This is a genomic window from Streptococcus mitis (genome assembly GCF_003942995.1).
Classification (GTDB): Bacteria; Bacillota; Bacilli; order Lactobacillales; family Streptococcaceae; genus Streptococcus; species Streptococcus mitis_CV.
Genome location: NZ_RJOH01000001.1, coordinates 50,433 through 73,740, shown reverse-complemented (window position 1 = coordinate 73,740; position 23,308 = coordinate 50,433). Strand labels below are relative to the sequence as shown.

The following is a 23,308-nucleotide window of genomic DNA, read 5'->3' as shown; positions in this document are numbered from 1 at the left end:
ACTCTCCTCCTTTCTTAAATCATCAGATAATATTATGCAAATAGTAGTCCTCAAAGCGTTCTTTCTTAATATAAATATCCTGTATCACTAGATTTGACACGACACTATATTCCAAGATAGCCATTAATTTTTCCTTTTCTGGCACAACCAGATAGTCATCCTGCTCAAAATGAACAATGCCCTCTTCTTTTAAAAACGTTTTTAGAATCTGATTATTACTCGTCTTAAGGAAGAGCTTTTCTGACAAATCATTTGCTAGCTCTTTTGAACTCATCACATTTAGAATCTTTCCTTTTTTCATGATGATATACTTATCTGTTATAAATTCCAATTCTGACAGAATATGGCTCGAGATTAAAAAAGTAACTCCTAACTGATCCCGTAAATTCAAAATCATTTTTCTTAAATCTGAAATCCCTTGAGGATCTAAACCATTCACTGGTTCATCTAAGATAATAAGCTCTGGATTATCCAAAAGCGCAATTGCTATCGATAGTCTTTGCTTCATTCCAAGGGAATAGTTTTTTACTTTTCGATCCCATGACGGTTCCGGCAAGTGAACCAATTCCAACATTTTTGTGATATCTGTCTTTAAACCAAATCTTGTTTTATAATATTGCAGGTGTTGACGTCCAGTCAAGTTTGGATAGAGGGCAGGTGATTCGATAATACTACCAATCTTATGCTGCGAAACACTCTCAATTTCTCCCTTATCAGCTTGAATTAGTCCTAGAAGAATTCTCATTAAGGTTGTCTTTCCTGCACCATTTTCACCGATAAGACCACATATTTCCCCTTGCTCAATATCAAAGGAAATATTATGTAAAACCTGTTCTTTCCCATATGTTTTATCAATATTTTTAAGACTTAAAATCACACGATTCATAGTTTCTCTCCGTTCATTATATTAAAAAGTCTCTGACAAGGAATGAACCCTGCCAGAGATTTTTAGATTACGTTAACTCCAGCAGAAGAACCCAATACCTGTGAGCATTCCATAAATACCGAGTGGTGAAACAGCACAAAATTGACCTGCCACAATGTGTTTTTTATGTTTATTACTTAGTTTTTTCATTACTTAACCCTCCTTTTAATCCCAACAAAATATACCTACTCCATATCGAAGACCTATAATACAAAAGCGACCTGCTACAATGTGCTGTTTATTTTTGTTACTTAGTTTTTTCACTACTTCATCCTCCTATTTAATCCCAACAAAATATGCCTACTCCATATCGAAGACCTATAATACAAAAGCGACCTGCTACAATGTGTCTTTTGACACGTCCAGTTAGTTTTCTCATCAGAAAACCCTCCTTTTAAAAAATTTTTTATAATAACCAAATGAGATTCTCATTTCAGTCATTTATTAACTGTTTTAAATCTTTAGACAAGATTTCTTCGCTTCCTTGTTCTACATAAATTTGTTTCACTATCCCATCTTTATCCACTATAAATATTGTTGGAATAGCTTTTACATCAAAAAACTTAAAAGCTTGTAAATCTTGATCTATATAAACTGGAAAGGTAAAACCCTGATTCCTTAAAAATTGATGAGAGGTTTCAAGTGTTTCACGTTCCCCATCAACTATATCCACCATAAAGAAATCAACTTTATCTTGGTATTTATCATAAAGGCGCTGAATGATTGGGAGCTCTTTTTGGCAATCAGGACACCAACTAGCCCAGAATACCACAACCTTTGGTCTAAACTTATAATCTGATAGTTGAACCTGTGCTCCCTCATTAGAGGTTAACAATGCATTCTTGAATGTTGTATTTTTAGTTTTTGAAATATATTGGTTTATTTCCTCCTCTTTTTTTAAGAGGAGCTCTTGCGCTGTTTCTTCTTGATGATGAGATTCCTGGTTTTGATAGTAAAATCCTGCTAAAAATAAAGATGCTATCACAAGAAGAACCATTGTCTCTACAACATGTTTTTTTGACATCATGGATTGTCCTCCACTTCTGAAATTCTAAAACTTTCGATAATAGATAATTCTTCTGGTAAGATTAAAACTCGCTCTTCGCCTGCATCTAAAATAGCTAAACGGAATGGTTCCTTATTCAACTCTATTTGTACCAACTTTTGCTCCGTCGTGTTATTTCGAAACAGCAAACTGTGGCGAGTTTGTGTAAACGTCTCTAGCGAGATACTAAAATCTTCCATTTCTATCTCCTATCCAGAAAACCAAAAACTAAGACTTAAGAATACTTCAAATCCAAACATGCTTCTTTCCTCCTTATCTCTTGTTCTTTATGATCATAGTATAGCGCTTTCAAAAATAAAAAAACATGACAAAAATGTCATGTTAGCTCTCCATTTCCTCAAAAGTTTTTAAATCTTTTTCTTTTTCTCCCAATATACGCGCTTCTAATACTTGGTCTCCAAATGCTTGAGCACAAATAATAGCTCTATCGTATAAGCGGATGGCTTTTTCCTTATCCCGTTTATGAAATAAGGTACACATAGCTTCAAGCATATCAACAATTGGCTTGTTTTGAAAATCCTGCGATAAAATCATCAGCCTGTTCATCGCCTTAACATAAGGCTCAAAAGTGGAGTAAGATTTTTCCATCCATTGAACAGCTAAAGAATCAAGCACTGTTCTCTTTAACATATAAGCTGTCTCTAAATCGGATGAATTTGTTTCTCTTATAAGTTTTTTAGAAAGCATCCAAAACAGTTCATGATGATACCCAATCGGTCTTGCTAAACACGAAACAAAGTACAATTTTATCAGAAGCAAATCATTCACCGAATAGTTTTTCCTTATCTTTACTTGTTCAAAATATTCATCCAGCAAAGCATCGCCAAAACCTGCATCTTCACTTACAAAGACATCAAAACTAGCTTGTAAGGCACTAACTGCAATCTGCTCATCCTCAGGTAGACTGTCATAATAGTGTTCGTAAACTCTTTCAAACAACTCTTCCTTAACTTGGATTCTATCATCATCTCCATAAGTTTGAAACTTAATGAGTTTATCCTTTAATATCAAGTACTCGGAGGGTAAAATCATATGATCCATATCTACTATATGTGAAATTGAACAGCCTAGTTTGTAAGCTATATACTCTACCTTGGATAAACTCGGGGAAGACTGGCCTGATTCAATCCGTGCTAATTGGCGCACCGTTATCTCAGTTTCATCATCACAAAGAGTTTCACGAGTGATATGTTTCATCTCTCGCAACATTCGGATTCTTTTACCTACTTCCTTCTTGATATCCATCTTAAAATCTCCTGATAATTAGTTACCGAATAATATTATATTTTTTATATTATGCTGTTTTTTATTGAACTAAGCAATTCTTAAAATTTTATATTACAAAACTTAACAAGACTAAACCATATTTCGCACGCTAAATAGCAATTGACCTGCTTCTGCTTTACTTTTCTTGTGCTAATGCTTTAAAATCTTTGTCTAAGATGGGTTGCACTTCTAATTGATTGGCATCTAGTTGGTGGTAAGATGCTGATGGTAGTGACTCTAGGAATTTTGCATAGTCTAAGCGGACAATGGCTTCATAGTCTTCTGGTTTAGAGCCGTCTCCTGTGATTTGAACCAAGTCAATCTCCCACTGCACTTCCTTATCCACCAATTGCTCAATATAGGCAGTAGGAACAAATGGTTCTCTCGGTAATACTGTCTTGACTCCTTGAGCCAGATGGTAAACACCGTGCACTTGGCCTTCTCCATCCTGATAGAAGGAAACTCTTGCAAAGTAGGCATCTGTCTCTTGAACCGCACGTACACGCGCTTCAAACTGAGCCAAGCCATTTTCCTCTAAAAAGCTTTTCAAGTCCTCATGACCAAAGAAAACAGGATTAAAAATTCCTTGGCAAATCGTAAAACGGGCTGCAGCGTCTGTCAGATGGGCTTGAATACTTGCTTGGAAATAAGCTTCAAAATCAAAACCATCTAGTCCTTCAATCTCAGTTCCTGTATAAGCAAGCAGAGCATCTAAAAATGATTTGATAATCTGCCAGTCTGTCTTCGTGAGTAGGTCAGGAAGATCGATACGGTAAGCCTTTTGACTATCAGCATAACTGACCTTAAAAAGAAATTGTGATTGCCCCACTATCGCACACTCGATATACTCAAGACGATTAAGAGGCTGACGGAGATAGATAGCATCATAGCTATGCGACTCCAAACCATCCACCAAGGCCAAGATAGACTTGGCAGTCAAAATTTCCTGTTCTCCTAAAATGCTCTGTTTATTTGGAATAAAAAATGTTTTCGTCATAACTGAACTCCTTTGAAATCGTTTACATATAGTATACCTTATTTTTCTGAAAGATACAAAAACAAACTTTATACTCTTCGAAAATCAAATTCAAACCGCGTCAGCTTCGCCTTGCCGTACTCAAGTACAGCCTGCGGCTAGCTTCCTAGTTTGCTCTTTGATTTTCATTGAGTATTAATTTTTGAGTAAAAAGCATAGAAAAACAGCCCCTAAGGACTGTTTAATCTTATACAGTAGCTGCTTGATCCAAGCTTTCACCGATAGCGGCTAGGCGCTCGATCACTTCAGCTTGTGTCAATTCATTTTCTGAAACATAGCGGTTACGTGGGTGAACACGGCACTCGTGTGAGCATCCACGAAGGTACTTGTCTTCATTTTCTTCTGATGTCAAGATACGACGGTTACAGAATGGATTTCCACAGTTGACATAACGTTCACATGGTGTTCCATCAAACCAGTCTTTCCCTACGATGGTTGGGTTGACATGGTTTACATCTACGGCAATACGCTCGTCAAAGACGTACATTTTCCCATCCCAAAGCTCACCTTGAACTTCGGGGTCTTTACCGTAAGTTGCAATTCCTCCGTGCAATTGGCCAACATCTTTGTAGCCTTCACGGACCATCCAACCTGAGAATTTCTCACAGCGAACGCCACCTGTACAGTAAACCACGACACGCTTGTCCATGAATTTTTCCTTGTTGTCACGGACCCATTGTGGCAACTCACGGAAGTTGCGGATATCTGGGCGGATAGCCCCACGGAAGTGTCCTAGGTCGTACTCATAATCGTTACGTGTGTCAAGGACAACGGTATCTTCGTCAAGAAGAGCTTCTTTGAACTCTTTTGGAGACAAGTAAGCACCTGTTGTTTCAAGTGGGTTGATGTCGTTGTCAAAGTCCTTGTCTTCCAAACCAAGGTGGACAATCTCTTTCTTGTAGCGAACAAACATCTTCTTGAAGGCTTGTTCACTTTCTTCGTCAATCTTGAACCAGAGGTCTTCCATACCTGGGAGGCTGTGAACGTAGTCCATGTATTTTTGAGTTGTTTCATAATCACCTGAAACTGTTCCGTTAATTCCCTCGTCAGCGACTAGGATACGACCTTTAAGGCCAATTGATTTACAGAAAGCCAAGTGGTCTGCAGCAAATTGCTCTGCATTTTCAATTGGAGTGTAAAGGTAGTAAAGTAAGACACGAATATCTTTTGCCATAAGATTTGTTCTCTTTTCTATTCTTAAATTTTCAGAATTTTTCATCTAACTATACTAGTATACCTGCTTGAGAAAGCGAATGCAATTTATTTGACTGGAAATTGTAGAAGATGGCCTGTCCCTGCACTTCATCAGTAACCATAGCGAATTGCAGATAGTTCTCTCAATTTTTTGATCTGCTCAGCTTGATTTTCTGACAAACTTAGCTTGTTATCAATCAATACGCGCGCAAGGTCAACATTCATTTGACTCAAAATAAATGGAGTAGAGGTCCCATCGTCCTCTAATCGTCTTTTATAACTCACTAACAGATTTTTCAAGGGAGTCAGTTGAGGCGTATCCTTTATATCTTCCAATAGATAATCTATGATCGTCATGGCTTCACAACGTCTTTCGCTGCCTCCTGCAAACCATTTTAATGGTGTCATTCTTATTTCCCTCCTTAAATTGAAAAGCTATCATTCCTAACTCTCGCGTCAGTATTTACCCAAACACCCTATGTAAAAAAGTCAGCAGAAATGGTAGAGTCGCTAGAATACTATGGATAACATAAAACGCATAGCAGGATTGAAGTTTGAAAAAATAAAACTTAATCTTAACTACCGATTTAGCAACTAATCTAGCAAGCCACAATAAACCATCTCATTGAAATACTAGTCCTATCTAGACTGAACTTAAATTTTTGTTTAGAGGCTGGACAAAACTCAATTTCAGGAGAAAACGAAGTAAATCTTCCCACAATAAAGCTGACATGATAAAAATCCTCATCGCTCCAAACAACACTATCCATGAAAGATTCATGAGTATGATCATCTGTAAAATCAAAACTCCATAAAATCACATCTGCCATTCCGCTAACGTTTCTTTTTTAGAAATCTGTATATTCCTGTAGCAACCTTTTCCAAGTTTTACGGAAATAACACCTCTCTTTTATTTTAGCATTAATTTGTCTAACTAGATCAGGTATAAATAGGAAAATGTACAGAAATTTTATGTTTCACGAGAAACACTCTATCCCCATAGCAATTCACAAGTTTTTCCACAATTTGTTAATAACTAACTTAAAGTGTTTTTAACTTCCAAATTTATAGGAAATAATATGTGTTTGGTCTATTAAATAGATTCAGTGAACTAATAGTAGCAGCAGAACACTGACAGTTATCCACACTTATCCACAACCTGTTAGTAACTTTTGTGAATAGTCTTATTTAAGCTAAGGCTTATCTCTTACGAACACTAAAAAGAGCCTGTTGCCAAGCTCTTTAGTCTATTATTTCTTCTCAGCACGGAGGGCTGACAAGATTTGTGTACGGATATCATCCACACCATTTGGCGTATTTGGTAAAAAGATGGTTTGATTTCCTTTAGAGGCAAAGGTATTCAAAGTATCCAAATACTGGTTGGTCAAGAGGATGGACATGATTTGTTCTTCTGTCATGCCAACATTGGCTTCCTTGAGTTCGGTGATAGACTCTGCTAAGCCATCCACAATAGCCTTACGTTGTTGGGCAATCCCCACACCATGGAGGCGGTCCTTTTCTGCTTCGGCTTCAGCTGCAGTGACGATTTTAATCTTGTCGGCTTCCGCCAATTCTTGCGCTGCGACCCGCTTGCGTTGCGCCGCATTGATTTCATTCATGGATTGCTTAACTTCTGCATCTGGTTCGACCTTGGTAATCAAGGTTTTCACGATAATATAACCATAAGTAGTCATTTCTTCTGCTACTTGGTGTTGAACTTCAAGGGCAATCTCATCTTTTTTCTCAAACAATTCATCCAAGGTTAATTTGGGAACAGAAGAGCGAAGAGCGTCTTCGATATAAGATTTAATCTGAGATTCTGGACGCATGAGTTTATAGTAGGCATCTGTCACGCTCTGCTCGTTGACACGGTACTGAGTAGCCACATTCATCATAACGAACACATTGTCCTTGGTCTTAGTCTCAACCACAATATCGCTTTGCAACAAGCGTAACTGGATTCGTGCTGCAATCGAGTCAATCCCAAAAGGCAAGCGAATATGAATACCGCTATTGGCAACCTTTTGGTATTTCCCAAAGCGTTCAATAATCGCCACCGACTGCTGACGAACCACATAAACTGTACTCAGTGTGACTATCAGCAATAGGAGCACACAAACCACCACAAAAATCATCAAAAATGTTGTTATCATCGCGACGACCTCCATCATTATTTTTTTTCTGTATTATAGCACATTTAAAGAAGGATGTGCAGTTTTTACTGCGATTTTTCCTGAAATGTCAATAATTAGAGGTGAATTGTCACATTGTCGTCAAATCTCTTGCTAAAACAACTCTTTATAAAACTCAATCGTTTCTTCTAAGGTTGGCATAAATGGATTTCCTGGTGCGCAGGCATCAATCAAGGCATTCTTAGAAAGGTATTCAAAGTCGAAATCTTTTTCTTCAATACCAAGTTCAGTCAATTTCTTAGGAATACCTACTGTCTCAGAAAGCTTTTCAATCTCAGCAATCGCATAGTCGGCACACTCTTCATCTGATTTACCTTCTACATGAAGTCCCAAGGCTTTAGCAACATTGCGGAAAGCTTCTGGTACACGTTTAGCATTTTCACGTTCTATAACTGGTAACAACATGGCACAACAAACACCGTGTGGCAAATTATATACTGCGCCGAGTTGGTGAGCCATTGAGTGAACATAGCCCAGACCTGCATTGTTAAAGCTCATACCACCAAGGAAGATGGCATTGACCATACCTTCACGCGCTTCAATATCGTGTCCATTTGCTACAGCGCGAGGAAGATATTCCTTGATAAGCTCAATTGCTCCGATAGATAATTTCTTGGTCACATCATAAGCACCAGGTGTTACCAAAGCTTCAACAGCGTGAGTCAGAGCATCCATACCAGTAGCTGCAGTCAAGCCTTTAGGTTTGGAAAGCATGAGTTCCGGGTCATTAACAGAGATAAGGGCAAGGCTATTCTTGTCAACCATTACCATCTTAACTTTGCGTTCTTCATCAGTAATCACATAGTTAATGGTAATTTCTGCTGATGTACCTGCAGTAGTATTGATAGCTACAACAGGAAGACCTTTTTTAGCAGATTTATGAAGTCCTTCATAATCCTGTGGTTTTCCACCATTTGTAGCCATGATAGAGATACAACTAGCTGCATCCTGTGGAGACCCACCACCAAGACTGATGATAAAATCACATCCATGTTCTTGCAAAGCAGCTACCCCATCTGTGACATTCTTACAAGTAGGGTTTGGCTCTACATCGCTAAAGATGACATATTCGATTCCTTCTGCATCTAGCGGTTTTAAAACCTTAGGTAAAATATCACTGCCTTCGATAAACTTATCTGTCACCAAAAGTGCCTTTTTATAGCCAAGTTCCTTGATATAAGGACCCACTTCATTTACAACACCTTTTCCAATAAGGTTGACTGCCGGAACATAAAATGTAGCCATATAATTTTCCTCCTGCGCCTTCGCGCTATCTATTTAACATCATTATATTACTTTTTGTATTCGTTTTCAATCATTTGTGAAATATTTAACAAATATTTTTAAAAGGAGTGAAATTTGATTATTATTTATCAGATCCTTTTCCAATATGATACTCTGCTCCTTGAAACAAAATTGCATCTACCAAAGATAACAGCTATAGGCTATCCGCCGACACATGAAATGGGCTACACATCAGCCCCTATTTCAAAAAACCGACTAGCTCCTATGAACTAGTCGATTTCTCATCAATGCGCCAACATTTCTTGGGCAATTTCTTGGCCAGATAGGTTATCTGGGTAGTAGGTTGGCCAGTTATCCATTTCTTCAAAGAGGGCTTCTTGGCTTGTGCCTCCAAAGAAGATATGGAAGTGTTCTGCCTTAACTGGGGCGATATTGTGGTCACTAAACTGAACATACTTGAATTGTCCAGCATCCGCATCTGTCGCTTCAAAGAGGAAGCGCACGCCACGATTTCCTTTCTTATAAGTCAAGATTTTCTTACCAACATACTTGTAGGTGAATTTCTTACTTTGTCCACCTTGAACAAATTCCATAGTATTATCAGTGATGTTAATCTTAGTCACATCTGTCTGATAGCCTTTTGTATAGTAGGCCTTGTACTCAGCCTGAGTCATCTTACCAGTCAACTTAGCCTTGTAGTCAAAGACTTGGTCAAAGGTTCCATCTTCAAGGAAAGGATAAACTGATTGCCAGTTACCTGCATAGTCACTCAAGGTGCGGTCCTTGACATCTGCATCTTCAAAGTAACCATTTTGAACTGTCTTGGTATCCTCTGCCTTTTCAGGCTCAATTGCTGGGCCTTCTTGGTCCGTTGTTTGTTTCAGAGCCTTGAGGTTTTTCTCCATCACGGAAATGTAGTTTTCTCCAGCCTTGGTGTCCTCTTCTGTCAGACTTTCTAAAGGATTGAGGACATCTGTTTTGACACCTGCCTCTTTTGAAAGTGTGTTAGCAAGGGCTTGTGAAGCATTTTCCTCAAAGTAGATATAGGCAATTTTATTTTTCTTGACGTACTCTGTCAATTCTGCCAAACGAGCAGCTGATGGCTCGGCATCTGGAGAAAGTCCTGAGATAGCGACTTGTTTGAGTCCATAGTCCAAGGCGAGATAGTTAAAGGCTGCGTGTTGCGTTACAAAGCTCTTTTGTTTGGCTTGAGACAAGCCTTCTGCATAAGCCTTATCCAAGGCTTGTAATTTTTCGATATAGGCAGCTGCATTCTTCTCAAAAGTCTCTTTTTTATCAGGATAATCTGCTGACAAGCTGTCACGGATGTGCTCTACTAGTTTAATGGCACGAACTGGTGATAACCAAACATGGGGATCGTACTCATGGTGATGGCCTTCTTCTCCATGGTCATGGTCTCCCTCTTCTTCCTCACCACCTGGCAAAAGCAACATATCGCCTGTCGCCTTGATGGTTTTGACCTTTTTCTTATCCAAGGTATCTAGCAATTTAGGAACCCATGTTTCCATGTTTTCATTTTCATAAACGAAGGTATCTGCATCTTGGATTTTGGCAACTGCCTTGGCAGACGGTTCATATTCATGGGGTTCTGTACCAGCACCGATTAGGAGCTCTACATTAGCCGTATCTCCTGCGACTTGCTTGGTAAATTCATAGACAGGGTAAAAGGTTGTCACAATATTTAGTTTGCCATCTGCCTGCTTTTGATTGGAACAAGCCACTAAAAACAAGGCACATAGACTGGCGAGTAATAAGCTAATTTTTTTCATGTTCATCTCCTATTTGATAAAACGTCTTACTAAACTAATGAGTAAAAAGACAGTTACAAAAATAATGGTAATACTTGCACTTGCAGGTGTTTCTGCATAGTAGGAAATGTAAAGTCCTGCTACCATTCCCAAAAATCCAATAGCACTGGCAAGCAGCATAACCGATTTAAAGTTTTTCCCCAGACGCAGGGCAATACTAGCTGGCAAGACCATAATGGTCGATACCAGAAGAGCTCCCGCAGCTGGAATCATAAGGGCAATGGCCACCCCCGTCACCATGTTAAAAAGAATGGACATGGTACGAACTGGCAAGCCATCCACAAAGGCCGTATCCTCATCAAAGGTCAGGATATACATAGGACGAAGGAAGAGGAAGGTCAAAATCAAGACAACCGCCGCAATGACAAAGAGGGAAATGACCTGCTCTTCGCTAATAGTCACGATTGAGCCGAAAAGGTACTGGTCCAAACTCATAGAACTAGAGCTTTTACCCTTGCTCATGACAATCAGAGAAACAGCCAGACCTGTTGACATGAGGATAGCTGTCCCGATTTCCATAAAGTTCTTGTAAACCGTACGGAGATACTCCAGGAAGACTGCCGCAATCAAGACAATAGCAATAGTTGAAATAGTCGGAGAAATCCCCAGAACCAGACCAAAAGCTACACCCGACAGCGAGACGTGGCTAAGGGTATCGCTCATCAAACTCTGACGGCGTAAGATTAGGAAGGTTCCCAATACTGGAGAGAAAAGACTCATGGCAATAACAGCCAGAAAGGCACGCTGCATAAAGTCATAAGATAATAAACTAAGCATGGCCCACCTCCTGATCATTCTCATGAACGTTGAAACAACGCCATGGCGAGTCTTGGTTACGCACTAGATGGATATTGCGGTCCGCATAGTCCTTAACTTCTTCAGGGTCATGGGTAATCATTAAAACAGCCTTGCCATGATGATGGGCGCTGTGGTGCATGAGTTCGTAAAATTCATTTTTACTTCCTGCATCCATCCCCGTTGTTGGCTCATCTAGGATAAATACATCTGGGTCTGAAGCAAACATACGCGCGATCACCGCTCGCTGCTTTTGTCCCCCAGATAGAGAACCCAAGCGTTTGTCTCGGTGTTCCCACATCCCAACTGAGTCCAGACTAGCCTTGATATGCTCCTCATCATGAGCATTCAAACGACGGAACCAACCCTTTCGTGGATAGCGACCAGATTTGACAAATTCATAAACCGTACTTGGAAAACCAGCATTAAAACTGGCAATCTGTTGAGGAAGATAGGCTATTCTCAATTTCTTACCCTGCGTATTTGTCTTTGAAATGGTCACCTTTCCAATGCGTGGCTGGAGGATTCCAAGACTGGCCTTGATGAGTGTCGTCTTAGCTGCCCCATTCTCCCCTGTCAAGGTAACAAATTCCCCACTATCAACACTATAATTGATATGTTCAAGAACGGGCTCCTTATCATAATAGAAGGATAAATCCTCTACCGTAATATATCTCATTATTTTATTTCTCCTACTAAAGCAGTCAAAAACCGCTGAATCACTTTTTGTTCATTTGGAGTAAACTGAGTCGCCACTTGTTCATAGGTTAAAAGTGTATGCTCATGGTGATGATGGTGTTCCTCAGCGATTGGACGAGCCAAATCAGTCAACTGATAAAAAATCACACGCGCATCCTTAGGATCTTTAGATGTTTCCAACATCCCTTCCTTGACCAAAGACTTAATGGCCTTGGTAACTGCCGCCTGACTGACATTGAGACGACGAGCCAACTCTGAATTTGTTAAAGATTCCTCTGACAAGAGCATGAGGATATGCTCCTGGGTATTGGTCAGAGCTACCTCGCTAGTACAATGACCTATTAGGATTTCATGCTGATTTTCCGCCTGCAAAATCACCTCATTCAAAAAAGCATCGATATCCTTCGCTAGCTGTCTCATATCTGACTCCTTTCCTTTTGGACTTCTCTTTATTTTAAGAGAAAAATACTATTCTTTGAAAAATTATTTACTGGTTAATTATATCACAACCAAAAAAAGAGTCAAGAAAAAACGTGAAAACTAGTTTCATCCTTGAACTCTTCTATACTATTATCTATTGAAATTCCTTGACATCTCCATCATAAGTCGCCCAATCTTTGCTGAAAAAGCGCTCATTCAGATTGTAAGTCGGAGCTGGTGTTGGATTGGATAGGAAAGGATCAACTGCCTTGTCAAAAGCCAACCAACCCAACCAACCAAGATGGATGGTATCTTTCATAAAGAAAGGCTCCCCACCGTCCTTAGAAAAATCTGCTATATTTGTAAACCCTTGACTTTCTAACTGGTAACGAATCTTCTGCACCGTTTGTTGGTACATATCCTCTCGTAAACCAGCATAGTCCATCCATTTTTTATTAACAGGTGGAATGATAAAAATCGGGTTTACCTTGGATTTAGAAAACTGGGTTAACACTAACTGCAAGTCATTATATTCTGGCGACTTGAGGTAGGTAAAGTTTTTCTGAGAATCCTTTAATTTATTCAAATCCTTTTTAATCTGCGTATTATAGAAATAATTTTCCATTCCCAGATCATTATTGGAAGTATTCTTTTCCGCATCTGCTTTGACAACATCTTCTATGGCTTGATAAGAAAACTGGTCTGGCAAGGTCTTTAAATACTTAGCTACATGCTTATCGTATTTGAAATAGCCTCTAACCGAAAACTGACCAAAAAAGGAAGCTTGGCGTTCATTAAAACGAGCCAATAATTCAATCATTTCATTGTCTGCCGTCGACAATTCTTCTTTACTTGCCAACTTCTGAACCAGGTCCTTCATAGCTACATTTGGAAACTGCTGTAGTAAGCGGATCGCTGCATATTGACTAGCCTGATCTCCAGATTGATGTTCCAGAAAACTCGTCAACTGATCCCCATTAAAATACTGCTGGAAGGCTGCTGGCTCATAGCCATTTTTACTAAACCACTGGGGCGAGATGACATATACAACTTGTTTATTCTCCAGTTGTGGCAACATCTGTTGCATCCCAAAATACTGGTTGAGCGATGCAGCTCCCCTCTGTCCTAAAAGATAGGGGCGATAAGAGCGGTTGTATTTCTCAGCCAATACCGCAGGATGGGCACCGTCAAAACGAAGCCATTCACTGGAGCCAAAGAAGGGAACAAAACGCATATTTGGATCAGATAAGGCTCTGACCTTTTGACTCCGCTCCTTAAAACTTTCAATGGTAGTAGCCACCGCCGAACGCTTTTCAGCTCCCAGATCATGATACATCTCAGCAGGATAGAAAAAGATGAGCAGACAAACCAACAAACCAGCTATCAAGACCGGTCCGAAGATCATCCATAAGCGTTTAAGCATTTTGTAGCTCCACAATACCAGCTATGATTTTATTGGCTGTATTCCAGTCATCACGACCAAACTCTGTTACAGGGACACGAATGTCAAAACGGTTTTCAATCTCCACAATCAACTCTACCGTTCCCATACTATCCAAGACACCTGCATCAAAAAGATCTTCATCCATCATGTCAGAAACATCTTCCATAAACAACTCATCAATAATTTCGATAACTTCTGATTTGATATCCATATTTTATTTCCTTTATTTTTTAAACCATAAATCATTCAAGAATCCAGAAAAGATCAAGAATGACAGCATGACGACATGGAAGGTGACAACCATGCCAAGCAACTGAATCCAGCGATTCTCAGGTAGAGCAGGCTTCCCTGATTTTTTCCGCTCCTTATTGAGCGTTTTTTTCTTGCGAATCCAAGCGTCATTGATGACCAAGCCCAGTCCATGAAAGAGGCCATAGGCGATATAGTACCAGGTCACACCATGCCAAAATCCCATAATCAGCATATTTACAATGTAGGCCACACTTGAGGTTACATTGCGATTCTTAAAGACCTTCTTTCTGGTTAACACCATGACCATTCGCATAAAGACAAAGTCACGGAACCAGAAAGATAGACTCATGTGCCAACGATTCCAAAATTCCTTTAAATCCCTTGATAAAAAAGGCTTATTAAAGTTGATGGGGCTACGGATTCCCATTAAGTTTGAGATAGCCAAGGCAAACATAGAGTAACCTGCAAAGTCAAAGAAGAGCTCCAAACCAAAGGTATACATAACTGCCAAGGCATAGGGGTTAAAGAAGCCACCTGACTGCAGGGCTAGATTCTTCAGAGGAGGGAGTAAAGTTTCTCCTAAAACATGAGCTAGGATAAACTTGTACAAAAATCCCCACATGATATAGCGAACAGATTCATCCAGCATATCCATCAACTCATCCCGCTCAGGAATGGTCTGATAATTTTCATTAAAACGCTTAAAGCGATCGATTGGACCACTTGAAAAAGTCGGCATGAAGAGAAGAAAACGGAGGAATTCCCAGAGGGTAAAATCCTTAATCACTCCATCTCTCAGCTCGATGATAATCCCAACCGAACGAAAGGTCAGGTAAGAAATTCCCAAAAACCCAAGCAAAGACTGTGTTCCATTGATAGCCGGCTGCACCTTGACAAAGATAATCGGAAGGAGGGACAGAAAACTAACTAGGTAGAAGACCCACTTGCCATCCTTACTTTTTCGATAATTCTTGTAGAAGAGCAGGAGCAATATTTCCCAGCAAAGGTAAATACCCAAGGCAGCCAACTGATTGGTCTTCCCACCTACCAACATGGTGACGATAAAGAAGAGACTAACCAATACCTCGTACCAGGCAAAGCGTTTCTTGAAAAAGAGGCCGATAAAGATGGGCAAGGTTGCAGCAATCACATAGACAAAATACTGAGGATTCCCATATGGCTCTAAATGAGGAAGCTGTTGAAAGAACTCCATCATCTCTTGTTCACCTCGTTAATCAATCCTTTGATGTCAATCTTTCCATTTGGAGTCAGTGGCAAACTGTCTCGATAAAGAAATTTAGACGGCATCATGTAGGACATCATGATATCTGTCAAGTCTTCCTTAATGGCCTTGGTAATATCGATATCACGCTCAAACTGCTCACGAACACCGTCTTTTAAGATGACATAGGCTAATAGATTTTGTACCTTGTGGTCCTTGTTATAACGTGGAACTGCGACAGCAGACTCGATAAAGCGAGACTTATTAAGGTTTTGAGAGACATCTTCTAACTCAATGCGATAACCGTTGAACTTAATCTGGAAGTCCATGCGTCCACCATAGAGAAGCAAGCCCTCATCTGTCATAGTTCCTACATCCCCTGTGTGGTAGGCCGGAAGACCTTCGAACTCAAAGAAAGCTTCTGCCGTTTTTTCAGGATTATTCATATAGCCTTTTGAAACAGCTGGTCCAGAAACAATGATTTCTCCCTGTTCGCCATTTAGCAATTTATTGCCGTCCTCGTCAATGATAAAGGTTGGAGAATCAGCCTTGGTATAGCCGATTGGTAGGCGTTTGAGAGTCGCCAACATCTCGTCTGTCACAGCAACAGCTGACAGAGCCACTGTCGCTTCTGTTGGACCGTAGGCATTGATAATACGGGCATTTGGGAAACGCTCACGCAGTTTTTGAGCCGTTTTGACCGTCAATTCTTCTCCATCAAAGTAGAAATGCGTGATTCCAGGCATTTTCTCACTATTAAAGTCTTCTGACAACATGGCCATATCCGCAAAAGAAGGGGTTGATGTCCAGATAGCGATTGGCAATGAAAAGATGGTCGCAAAGAGTTGCTTAAAGTCCTGAGTAATAGCTGAAGGAAGAGCGAAAAGTGTACCACCAAGTGCTAATGTCGGTGCCCAATACATGACAGACAAGTCAAAAGAATAAGGTGGCTGAGCCAGCATTTGCGGACGACTTGGCGTCGCAAATTCCTTGTCCGTAATCATCCAATTGGTAAAGCTGAGGAGGTTATCATGGGAAATCTGCACTCCCTTTGGCTTACCAGTCGTACCAGAAGTAAAGATAATGTAGTAGTTATCATCGCCCTTGACTGGATGCGTGATCTCATAGCTAGTCCCTTGAGCAAAGACTTCTTGAACCTGAGCTAGAGTCATCATTGGCGTAGAAACCTGCTTCAATGGAAAGTCTGAGTTGGCAATAATCAAGCTTGGCTCTGCTACTTCTAAAATAGCCGAAACTCGCTCCAAGGCCGAATGGCTATCAATTGGAATGTAGGCATGACCTGACTTAGTCAGCGCTACAAAGGTTGCCAACATTTCATATTCTTGGCCACCAAAAACAACCACAGGAGACTTCTCAGGCAAGCCTAGTTGGTCAATGGCTGCAGCCAAACTATCCGAATTAGCCTTTAAATCTCCATAAGTGTGTTCCTGACCCAAAACATTATAAACAGGATAGCTAGGCTGGGTCTGAGCAAAATGCTCAATGGTTTCAATCATATCTGCTATTGGTTTATTTGACACAATAGGGATTCTCCTTCAAGTTAAAATTCATTATAGATAAAGCTTCCTTGACCCTGACCAAGATAGCTAAAAAAGTAAAGCAGCCCCAGAAAGATAAGAAAATACAAGGCTGTCCGACCAAGAAAGAGGTACAATTCTTTTCTCTGTTTCATCAAGAAAAACCATTCATTTCTGTAATTTTTAGCTAAAATAAGAGTGATTCTTACTAGCTTATTTTTCTACCATTGTACCACTTTATATAGTATTTTTTCAATTGTTTGCCGTAGATTTTCATTATATTTAAGCTAATTTTAAAATTATGCGGTTTTTCTATGTATATTTTTAAAAAAGCCTGAGATTTTCATCTCAAGCTTTATCAACATAATTGTTTTCTAGATTAGAAAAGTGAGAATACAAGCACGGCCAAGGCTGCACCGATAACAGGTCCCACAACAGGAATCCAGGCATAAGACCAGTCTCCGTCTCCCTTGTTTGAAATTGGAAGGATACTGTGCATGATACGAGGTCCAAGGTCACGTGCAGGGTTCAAGGCATAACCTGTTGTCCCACCTAGTGATAGACCGATACCGACAATCAAAGTTCCCACTGCAAAGGTTCCGATTCCTGCTTGAAGGTCATAAAGTCCCAAAGCAAAGATTGTCAATACCAATACAAAGGTGCCAAGGATTTCGCTAATCAAGTTTGATACAGTATCTTTTATAGCTGGGCCTGTGCTGAAAGTAGCCAAAATATTTCCTGCATTTTCTTCTGCCTCATAATGTGGCTTGAATTGCAACCAAACCAAAATCTGACCGAGCATAGCCCCTGCGAACTGGGCTAAGATATAAGGCAAAACGGAAGCCCAAGGTAAATCACCTTTTAAAGCCACACCAATTGTCACAGCTGGGTTTAAATGAGCTGGACTGAGCTTGCCAGATACAAATACTGCAACCGCAACTGCAATCCCCCAACCCATGGTAATCACAATCCAACCTGAGCTATTGCTCTTAGTTTTAGGAAGAACCACACCTGCAACAACACCATTTCCTAGAAGAATCAGGATTAAAGTTCCCAAAAATTCTCCAAATAATTCATTCATCATCTTTCTATCTCCATTAAAAAGAAGGGGCGGGCGACAAGGATTGTTGCCCGCCGCCTCTTTTATTTTTTCTTAATTTTTTAATTCTGCTAAATCGTTGTTAGCAAGAGCTGCTTCGACATCCGCACGGTAAGCGGCTTTTTCTTCTTCAGTCCAGTCATAGAATCGTCCCATTTCATCCAAAACTGGCTCAACGATGCTATCCAAACTATCACGCATAAAGAGCATGTGGTTGGTACGACGAAGGAGGAAGTCAACTGGGCTAAGAGCCAACTCATTGCGCATTGCATAGTGAAGGGACAAGGTGTCTGCCAAGCTGAGTCCTGGTGCTTGTTCCAAACTATGAGCAAGAGCAAAGACCTTCGGTGCATTTGAACCGTAAAGATTTGCTAGGTAATGAGCTTCCTTGCTATCCAAACCACGTGACACTCCAAGTTGCGCAAAGGCTTCGATTTCTGAGTCCACATTTGCTGGGTTCAATTCCCCACCTGAAACAGGGTAAGTCTTAGAATTGATGAGTTTAAAGCTACGGTCAAATTCTGCTTTGAGGATGTCAACCACGCGCTCCATAGCTCCTTCAGCCATCTTACGATAGTCTGTGATTTTACCACCAGCAAGGGTCAAGAGACCATTATCATCTCGGTCCAAGCTCGAACCACGTGAAACTGCAGATGGGTCCAAATGTTTCTCAGAGGTACTGCTTTCAAGCTTGCTGACAGCAGCCTCTACATCTTCACGAGTTTTTTCTTTAGAGAGGTAAGACTCAACAGTCGCAATCAAGTTGTTAAAGCTTTCATCACTGATGGTTCCGTTATTTCCTCCATTGTAGTCAGATGCACTATTGCCTGCGATCAATGGACGAAGACCTGCCCAGCTACTTTCGATATCATCAATGGTAATGTTAGCTTCTGGGAAGCGGTTGTTGACAATACCAAGTAGGTAATCTACATCTTCCTGCGTCACTTTTGGATGTTCCAAATCACCTGTGTAGTCTGTATCAGTTGTCCCAAAGTAAGTCTTGTTTTCACGTGGGAGAACAAAGACCATACGGCCGTCACCCAAACCTGTGTCAAAGTAAACTGGCTGTGAAACCTTGATCTTGCTTGAATCCACGACTAGGTGAACTCCCTTAGTTGGACGCATTTGTGAGAATTGGGTTCCCATATTAGACAAATTGCGTACCTTATCGCTCCAAGGACCTGTTGTGTTAATCACCAGACGGGCCTTGATTTCAAAGACTTGGTCTGTCAACAAATCACGAGCTACAACACCTGTAATCTTGCCACTTTCGTCAAAGAGGAAACCTTCTGCCTTCACGTGGTTGGCAATAAGGGCACCGTCTTGGTTGGCACGTTTAATGTTTTCAATCACGAGACGCGCATCGTTGTTACGGAAGTCAAGATAGACTCCACCTCCTACCAAACCTTCTTTCTTCAAGTTTGGCTGGCGTTCCAAGACTTCTTCCTTGCTCAAAACCTTGTTAGCAGCTGGTGTGTTGTTAACTCCTGCCAAAAGGTCATACAAGTCCATAGCTACTTTAAGACGGAAAAGGCTAAAAGTAGCTCCATCTTCATCGTAAACTGGTAAGAGCATTGGGTCTGGTTTTGGAATGTGTGGAGCGATTTGTTGAACCACTGCACGTTCAGAAACTGTATCTGATACCACTTCTACATCAAATTGCTTAAGGTAACGTAGTCCTCCATGAACCAATTTTGTTGAACGGCTGGATGTTCCTTCTGCGAAGTCCTGCATTTCAATCAAACCAGTATCTAGACCACTAGCTGCCGCCTGCAAGGCTACACCAGCCCCTGTAATTCCTCCACCGATAATCAAGAGGTCTAGGGTGCGTTCTTGCATTTTTTTAATTGATAATTCACGTGTTTTCTTTGAAAATTCCATATTTACACACTTTCTAACTGAGTCGCTTTATTCTTCCAGTATTAGTCGTCTACTTCCGCAAAGACTTGAGTTGCTTTTACAGCTTTCTTCCAGCCCTTGTAGAGTTGTTCCTTGCGAGATTCGTTCATAGATGGCTCGAAGAGTTCTCCTGTCTCGTTCAAGAGTTTCAACTCATCCAAGTCTTTCCAATAGCCCACTGACAAACCTGCTAAGAAGGCTGCCCCCAAAGCTGTTGTTTCCAAGTTTTTGGCGCGTGCGATATCGATTCCCAAAATGTCAGCTTGGAACTGCATGAGGAAGTTGTTCATAGCGGCACCACCGTCTACTTTCAAGACTTGGATAGCTGTTTGAGCATCTACCTGCATTGTGTCAATGATGTCACGCACTTGATAAGCGATAGATTGCAAAGTCGCCTTGATAAAGTCTTCTTTGCTTGTTCCACGAGTCAAACCAAAGACAGAACCACGAGCATTTTGGTTCCAGTATGGAGCACCTAGACCTGTAAAGGCAGGAACGACATAAACTTCGTCGTTGTTGTGAGAATCACGGGCGTATTTTTCAGACTCTGGTGAATTTTCAACCATGCGAAGTCCGTCACGAAGCCACTGAATAGCACTTCCTGCGATGAAGATAGAACCTTCCAAGGCATAGTAAACCTTGCCGTTGATTCCGTAACCAATCGTTGTCAAGAGGTTATTTTCAGACAACTGCATTTCTTCACCAGTATTCATGATGATGAAAGAACCTGTTCCATAAGTATTCTTGACCATACCTGGTTCAAAGGCCAACTGTCCAAAAAGGGCTGCCTGTTGGTCCCCAGCCATACCTGAGATTGGCACTTCTCCACCGTAGAAATGGAATGGAGCTGTTTTACCGTAGATTTCAGAGTTAGAACGAACTTCTGGAAGCATAGCCTTAGGAATATTGAGGATTTCTAAAATCTCATCATCCCATTTGAGTTCCTTAATGTTATAAAGCATGGTACGAGCTGCATTTGAGTAATCCGTCACGTGAGCCGCACCATCAGTCAATTTCCAAACTAACCAAGTATCAATGGTACCAAAGAGCAATTCCCCTTTTTCTGCTCGCTCTTGAGCGCCTTCTACATGGTCCAAAATCCAACGAACCTTAGTCGCTGAGAAGTAAGCATCGATGATCAAACCAGTCTTTTCATGGAATTTTTCCACATAACCTTGGTTTTTTAGTTGCTCAGCCAAAGGGGCTGTTTGGCGAGACTGCCAAACGATAGCGTTGTAGATAGGGAGCCCTGTTTTCTTATCCCAGACAACAGTTGTTTCACGTTGGTTGGTAATACCGATTGCTTCGATTTGATTTGGCTTGACACCACTTTCGATGAAAGCACCCGCAATAACTGACTGAACAGAGTTCCAAATTTCATTGGCATTGTGCTCTACCCAACCTGCCTGAGGGAAAATCTGGGTAAACTCTTTTTGACTCGAGCTAACTTTTTCTCCTTTTTTGTTGAAAATAATGGCACGAGAGCTTGTAGTCCCCTGGTCAATGGCCATGATGTATTTTTCTTGTGACATGTGCTGTCCTCCTGATAAAGATCTTGAGGATGTTTCCTCTTTACACTTACTAGTATACAAAATAAAGCGCTTTCTTGTTCATCAACTTTTTTTAATTTTTAAAAAAATGTGAGGAGATTGTGTGAATTTCACAAAAAAGACCTGGAACGACCAAGCCTTTTAAGTGAATAATAACTGACGAATAGCCGCCAAATCTTCCATATCCAAGTCATTTTTTAAATAATAGACTGGGGTTTGTTCCTTCTTATGAATGGGGTTATTGGTAACCAGCAAATCATAATGTCGAGTTCGGTCATAGGCTTCAATGGTAATAAAACGATTATATTCCAAATACCGTTTCAAAATGGCTGCCATCCTTGAAAAGACAAGAAAACCAGATGTCAAATCCAGACCAATCCGCATATGCTGACCACCATTTTCAGCCATATATTCCATCAACTGAAGCCATTCCCAGAGAATTTTCTTATCCAAATCCGTCCCCTGCTGAAAGGCAGGTAGAGCATGAAAAATCTCCTCTGCCATCCCCCTAAAATCATGTTCCATCAGTAAATATGGATGACGATTCTCTAACTTGTACTTGTAGCAATCCTGTAAAATATAGCCCTTATAAAGATAGACTTGAGCACAAAGCTGACTGAGTTCATAGGTAACATGATCCTCTGTGTAATCACCCAGTAACTCCTCCTTCTTCATTTCTTGAATCAATTGCGTCAGCAAATCTGCCAACTGCCCTCCAAAACCAAGAATATACTCCATAGTATGAAGAGGAAGAATGCGATGAGATAGAAGGAAAGAGAAGAATATCATCATCTCACCATCCTCAGTTCCTAGAGGAAGGTGTTGCCCGGCAAAAAAGGAAGGAGCCTTTCGATGCAAACGAAGGTAGAAAATATTGTCAAAATACCCTCGCATTTTCTCTTCTATCACTTGAAACTGACAAGCATTGACCCGAAGACGCTGTTGACTGATATGAGACCAGAGAACCAAATCCAATTTCTGCCCCGAAGACAAGCTTGCACCGCAGATTTCTTCTAAAGTGGCAATCTCCTGTTTTCTCTCTGGTTTCTGCATGTGACCTTCCCACTCCTGACTTGACCAGACCTTGCGAAAAAGACAGAAATAGAAATAGCGAATCTGATGCTCTGGACCTCGCCAACGTCCATTTTGGATGGATAAGTCAAATTCTGACAAAATCTGATTTAAGCTAGCCAAGTGACGGCCAAGCGTTGCCTCACTAATCATCAATTCTTGAGCCAGCTGATGGGCTAAAAACTGTTGGTGGTAGAGAAGATAAATTAAAATCTGGTATTTAACCGCATTCTCCAAAAACAAACTCCGAATATCTCTCCCCTTTGTAGCTGCACCGATCGACAGGTACAGATTTTCATCTTCTAAGGAGATGTTCAGCTCTAAACCACTGCCCAAAGCCTTGTCATTGAGCAGGGTGACATATTTGGTTAGGGTTGCTTTTGAAAATCCTGTTTCCTCCATTACAGCCTTGACAGTCGTCTGAGACTCTTGTAAGAGAAAGGAAAGGATTGAAAATTGGCCAGATTCAGCCTTTTCCATCAAGTCTCCTAAATACATTTGTTACCCCTTTCATTTTCTACCTTAAGCATAGCATAAATCTTACAAATGCTGAAATAATCTGTTTC

The 23,308-nt window shown here is 40.6% G+C and carries 23 protein-coding genes and 1 pseudogene; all 24 read right to left on the bottom strand.

Annotated elements, in window-relative coordinates; genetic code table 11:
- Positions 1 to 22: 22 nt before the first annotated feature.
- Positions 23 to 886, bottom strand: coding sequence for an ATP-binding cassette domain-containing protein (locus D8836_RS00375; protein ID WP_020902118.1), 864 nt, complete (start codon positions 884 to 886; stop codon positions 23 to 25).
- A 472-nt stretch (positions 887 to 1,358) separates the two neighbouring features.
- Positions 1,359 to 1,952 carry a TlpA family protein disulfide reductase gene (locus tag D8836_RS00370; protein ID WP_033682461.1) on the bottom strand — a complete coding sequence of 198 codons (594 nt, stop codon included), beginning with the start codon at positions 1,950 to 1,952 and terminating at the stop codon, positions 1,359 to 1,361.
- Positions 1,949 to 2,170 (bottom strand): hypothetical protein, encoded by a 222-nt coding sequence (locus tag D8836_RS00365; RefSeq protein WP_000389381.1) that lies wholly within the window; start codon positions 2,168 to 2,170, stop codon positions 1,949 to 1,951. Before D8836_RS00365 ends, D8836_RS00370 begins: the two co-directional genes overlap by 4 nt.
- 142 nt (positions 2,171 to 2,312) lie before the next feature.
- Positions 2,313 to 3,236 (bottom strand): helix-turn-helix domain-containing protein, encoded by a 924-nt coding sequence (locus D8836_RS00360; protein WP_020902121.1) that lies wholly within the window; start codon positions 3,234 to 3,236, stop codon positions 2,313 to 2,315.
- 157 nt (positions 3,237 to 3,393) lie between these two features.
- Positions 3,394 to 4,254, bottom strand: coding sequence for a DUF4299 family protein (locus tag D8836_RS00355; protein ID WP_084887743.1), 861 nt, complete (start codon positions 4,252 to 4,254; stop codon positions 3,394 to 3,396).
- Between the two features lie 226 nt (positions 4,255 to 4,480).
- Positions 4,481 to 5,467, bottom strand: a complete 987-nt coding sequence (gene trhO, locus D8836_RS00350; RefSeq protein ID WP_125392836.1) for an oxygen-dependent tRNA uridine(34) hydroxylase TrhO — start codon at positions 5,465 to 5,467, stop codon at positions 4,481 to 4,483.
- A gap of 131 nt (positions 5,468 to 5,598) precedes the next feature.
- Complete coding sequence (locus D8836_RS00345; RefSeq protein WP_185761568.1) at positions 5,599 to 5,895, bottom strand: bacteriocin immunity protein; 297 nt, start codon at positions 5,893 to 5,895, stop codon at positions 5,599 to 5,601.
- A 55-nt stretch (positions 5,896 to 5,950) separates the two neighbouring features.
- Positions 5,951 to 6,028: pseudogene (locus D8836_RS11515) on the bottom strand (CPBP family intramembrane glutamic endopeptidase); the annotation flags it as partial.
- A 58-nt stretch (positions 6,029 to 6,086) separates the two neighbouring features.
- Positions 6,087 to 6,317 carry a hypothetical protein gene (locus D8836_RS00335; RefSeq protein WP_125392834.1) on the bottom strand — a complete coding sequence of 77 codons (231 nt, stop codon included), beginning with the start codon at positions 6,315 to 6,317 and terminating at the stop codon, positions 6,087 to 6,089.
- A 420-nt stretch (positions 6,318 to 6,737) separates the two neighbouring features.
- A complete protein-coding gene (locus tag D8836_RS00330; RefSeq protein ID WP_004237018.1) occupies positions 6,738 to 7,622 on the bottom strand; it encodes an SPFH domain-containing protein in 885 nt (294 codons plus the stop codon).
- Between the two features lie 150 nt (positions 7,623 to 7,772).
- Positions 7,773 to 8,924, bottom strand: a complete 1,152-nt coding sequence (locus D8836_RS00325) for an iron-containing alcohol dehydrogenase (protein ID WP_125392833.1) — start codon at positions 8,922 to 8,924, stop codon at positions 7,773 to 7,775.
- Positions 8,925 to 9,208: 284 nt separating this feature from the next.
- The gene (gene adcA / locus D8836_RS00320) at positions 9,209 to 10,714 is read right to left on the bottom strand and encodes a zinc ABC transporter substrate-binding lipoprotein AdcA (RefSeq protein WP_084926284.1); all 1,506 of its coding nucleotides are present in this window, start codon (positions 10,712 to 10,714) and stop codon (positions 9,209 to 9,211) included.
- 9 nt (positions 10,715 to 10,723) lie between these two features.
- Positions 10,724 to 11,530 (bottom strand): metal ABC transporter permease, encoded by an 807-nt coding sequence (locus tag D8836_RS00315; RefSeq protein ID WP_045612455.1) that lies wholly within the window; start codon positions 11,528 to 11,530, stop codon positions 10,724 to 10,726.
- Positions 11,523 to 12,227 (bottom strand): metal ABC transporter ATP-binding protein, encoded by a 705-nt coding sequence (locus D8836_RS00310; RefSeq protein WP_001269496.1) that lies wholly within the window; start codon positions 12,225 to 12,227, stop codon positions 11,523 to 11,525. Before D8836_RS00310 ends, D8836_RS00315 begins: the two co-directional genes overlap by 8 nt.
- The gene (gene adcR, locus D8836_RS00305) at positions 12,227 to 12,667 is read right to left on the bottom strand and encodes a zinc-dependent transcriptional regulator AdcR (RefSeq protein WP_001249308.1); all 441 of its coding nucleotides are present in this window, start codon (positions 12,665 to 12,667) and stop codon (positions 12,227 to 12,229) included. Before adcR ends, D8836_RS00310 begins: the two co-directional genes overlap by 1 nt.
- 154 nt (positions 12,668 to 12,821) lie before the next feature.
- Positions 12,822 to 14,090 carry a D-alanyl-lipoteichoic acid biosynthesis protein DltD gene (gene dltD / locus D8836_RS00300; protein WP_125392832.1) on the bottom strand — a complete coding sequence of 423 codons (1,269 nt, stop codon included), beginning with the start codon at positions 14,088 to 14,090 and terminating at the stop codon, positions 12,822 to 12,824.
- Entirely contained in the window at positions 14,083 to 14,322 is a 240-nt protein-coding gene (dltC, locus tag D8836_RS00295; protein WP_000351967.1) for a D-alanine--poly(phosphoribitol) ligase subunit DltC, read from the bottom strand. Before dltC ends, dltD begins: the two co-directional genes overlap by 8 nt.
- Before the next feature lie 12 nt (positions 14,323 to 14,334).
- Positions 14,335 to 15,579 carry a D-alanyl-lipoteichoic acid biosynthesis protein DltB gene (gene dltB, locus D8836_RS00290; protein ID WP_125392831.1) on the bottom strand — a complete coding sequence of 415 codons (1,245 nt, stop codon included), beginning with the start codon at positions 15,577 to 15,579 and terminating at the stop codon, positions 14,335 to 14,337.
- Positions 15,576 to 17,126 (bottom strand): D-alanine--poly(phosphoribitol) ligase subunit DltA, encoded by a 1,551-nt coding sequence (dltA, locus tag D8836_RS00285; RefSeq protein ID WP_125392830.1) that lies wholly within the window; start codon positions 17,124 to 17,126, stop codon positions 15,576 to 15,578. Before dltA ends, dltB begins: the two co-directional genes overlap by 4 nt.
- 20 nt (positions 17,127 to 17,146) lie before the next feature.
- Entirely contained in the window at positions 17,147 to 17,278 is a 132-nt protein-coding gene (locus tag D8836_RS00280; RefSeq protein ID WP_000813667.1) for a teichoic acid D-Ala incorporation-associated protein DltX, read from the bottom strand.
- Positions 17,279 to 17,502: 224 nt separating this feature from the next.
- On the bottom strand, positions 17,503 to 18,207 hold the full coding sequence (locus tag D8836_RS00275; protein ID WP_004255366.1) for an MIP/aquaporin family protein: 705 nt from the start codon (positions 18,205 to 18,207) through the stop codon (positions 17,503 to 17,505).
- 69 nt (positions 18,208 to 18,276) lie between these two features.
- On the bottom strand, positions 18,277 to 20,103 hold the full coding sequence (gene glpO / locus D8836_RS00270) for a type 1 glycerol-3-phosphate oxidase (RefSeq protein WP_125392829.1): 1,827 nt from the start codon (positions 20,101 to 20,103) through the stop codon (positions 18,277 to 18,279).
- Positions 20,104 to 20,144: 41 nt separating this feature from the next.
- Complete coding sequence (glpK, locus tag D8836_RS00265; RefSeq protein ID WP_020902633.1) at positions 20,145 to 21,653, bottom strand: glycerol kinase GlpK; 1,509 nt, start codon at positions 21,651 to 21,653, stop codon at positions 20,145 to 20,147.
- Between the two features lie 159 nt (positions 21,654 to 21,812).
- Entirely contained in the window at positions 21,813 to 23,240 is a 1,428-nt protein-coding gene (locus D8836_RS00260; RefSeq protein WP_125392828.1) for an AcpB/EbpR/MafR family transcriptional regulator, read from the bottom strand.
- Positions 23,241 to 23,308: the final 68 nt, after the last annotated feature.

Coding starts and splice junctions, on each gene's coding strand:
- D8836_RS00375 (WP_020902118.1), bottom strand. CDS start 886: ATGAATCGTGTGATTTTAAGTCTTAAAAATATTGATAAAACATATGGG.
- D8836_RS00370 (WP_033682461.1), bottom strand. CDS start 1,952: ATGATGTCAAAAAAACATGTTGTAGAGACAATGGTTCTTCTTGTGATA.
- D8836_RS00365 (WP_000389381.1), bottom strand. CDS start 2,170: ATGGAAGATTTTAGTATCTCGCTAGAGACGTTTACACAAACTCGCCAC.
- D8836_RS00360 (WP_020902121.1), bottom strand. CDS start 3,236: ATGGATATCAAGAAGGAAGTAGGTAAAAGAATCCGAATGTTGCGAGAG.
- D8836_RS00355 (WP_084887743.1), bottom strand. CDS start 4,254: ATGACGAAAACATTTTTTATTCCAAATAAACAGAGCATTTTAGGAGAA.
- trhO (WP_125392836.1), bottom strand. CDS start 5,467: ATGGCAAAAGATATTCGTGTCTTACTTTACTACCTTTACACTCCAATT.
- D8836_RS00345 (WP_185761568.1), bottom strand. CDS start 5,895: ATGACACCATTAAAATGGTTTGCAGGAGGCAGCGAAAGACGTTGTGAA.
- D8836_RS00335 (WP_125392834.1), bottom strand. CDS start 6,317: ATGGCAGATGTGATTTTATGGAGTTTTGATTTTACAGATGATCATACT.
- D8836_RS00330 (WP_004237018.1), bottom strand. CDS start 7,622: ATGATTTTTGTGGTGGTTTGTGTGCTCCTATTGCTGATAGTCACACTG.
- D8836_RS00325 (WP_125392833.1), bottom strand. CDS start 8,924: ATGGCTACATTTTATGTTCCGGCAGTCAACCTTATTGGAAAAGGTGTT.
- adcA (WP_084926284.1), bottom strand. CDS start 10,714: ATGAAAAAAATTAGCTTATTACTCGCCAGTCTATGTGCCTTGTTTTTA.
- D8836_RS00315 (WP_045612455.1), bottom strand. CDS start 11,530: ATGCTTAGTTTATTATCTTATGACTTTATGCAGCGTGCCTTTCTGGCT.
- D8836_RS00310 (WP_001269496.1), bottom strand. CDS start 12,227: ATGAGATATATTACGGTAGAGGATTTATCCTTCTATTATGATAAGGAG.
- adcR (WP_001249308.1), bottom strand. CDS start 12,667: ATGAGACAGCTAGCGAAGGATATCGATGCTTTTTTGAATGAGGTGATT.
- dltD (WP_125392832.1), bottom strand. CDS start 14,090: ATGCTTAAACGCTTATGGATGATCTTCGGACCGGTCTTGATAGCTGGT.
- dltC (WP_000351967.1), bottom strand. CDS start 14,322: ATGGATATCAAATCAGAAGTTATCGAAATTATTGATGAGTTGTTTATG.
- dltB (WP_125392831.1), bottom strand. CDS start 15,579: ATGATGGAGTTCTTTCAACAGCTTCCTCATTTAGAGCCATATGGGAAT.
- D8836_RS00280 (WP_000813667.1), bottom strand. CDS start 17,278: ATGAAACAGAGAAAAGAATTGTACCTCTTTCTTGGTCGGACAGCCTTG.
- D8836_RS00275 (WP_004255366.1), bottom strand. CDS start 18,207: ATGATGAATGAATTATTTGGAGAATTTTTGGGAACTTTAATCCTGATT.
- glpO (WP_125392829.1), bottom strand. CDS start 20,103: ATGGAATTTTCAAAGAAAACACGTGAATTATCAATTAAAAAAATGCAA.
- glpK (WP_020902633.1), bottom strand. CDS start 21,653: ATGTCACAAGAAAAATACATCATGGCCATTGACCAGGGGACTACAAGC.
- D8836_RS00260 (WP_125392828.1), bottom strand. CDS start 23,240: ATGTATTTAGGAGACTTGATGGAAAAGGCTGAATCTGGCCAATTTTCA.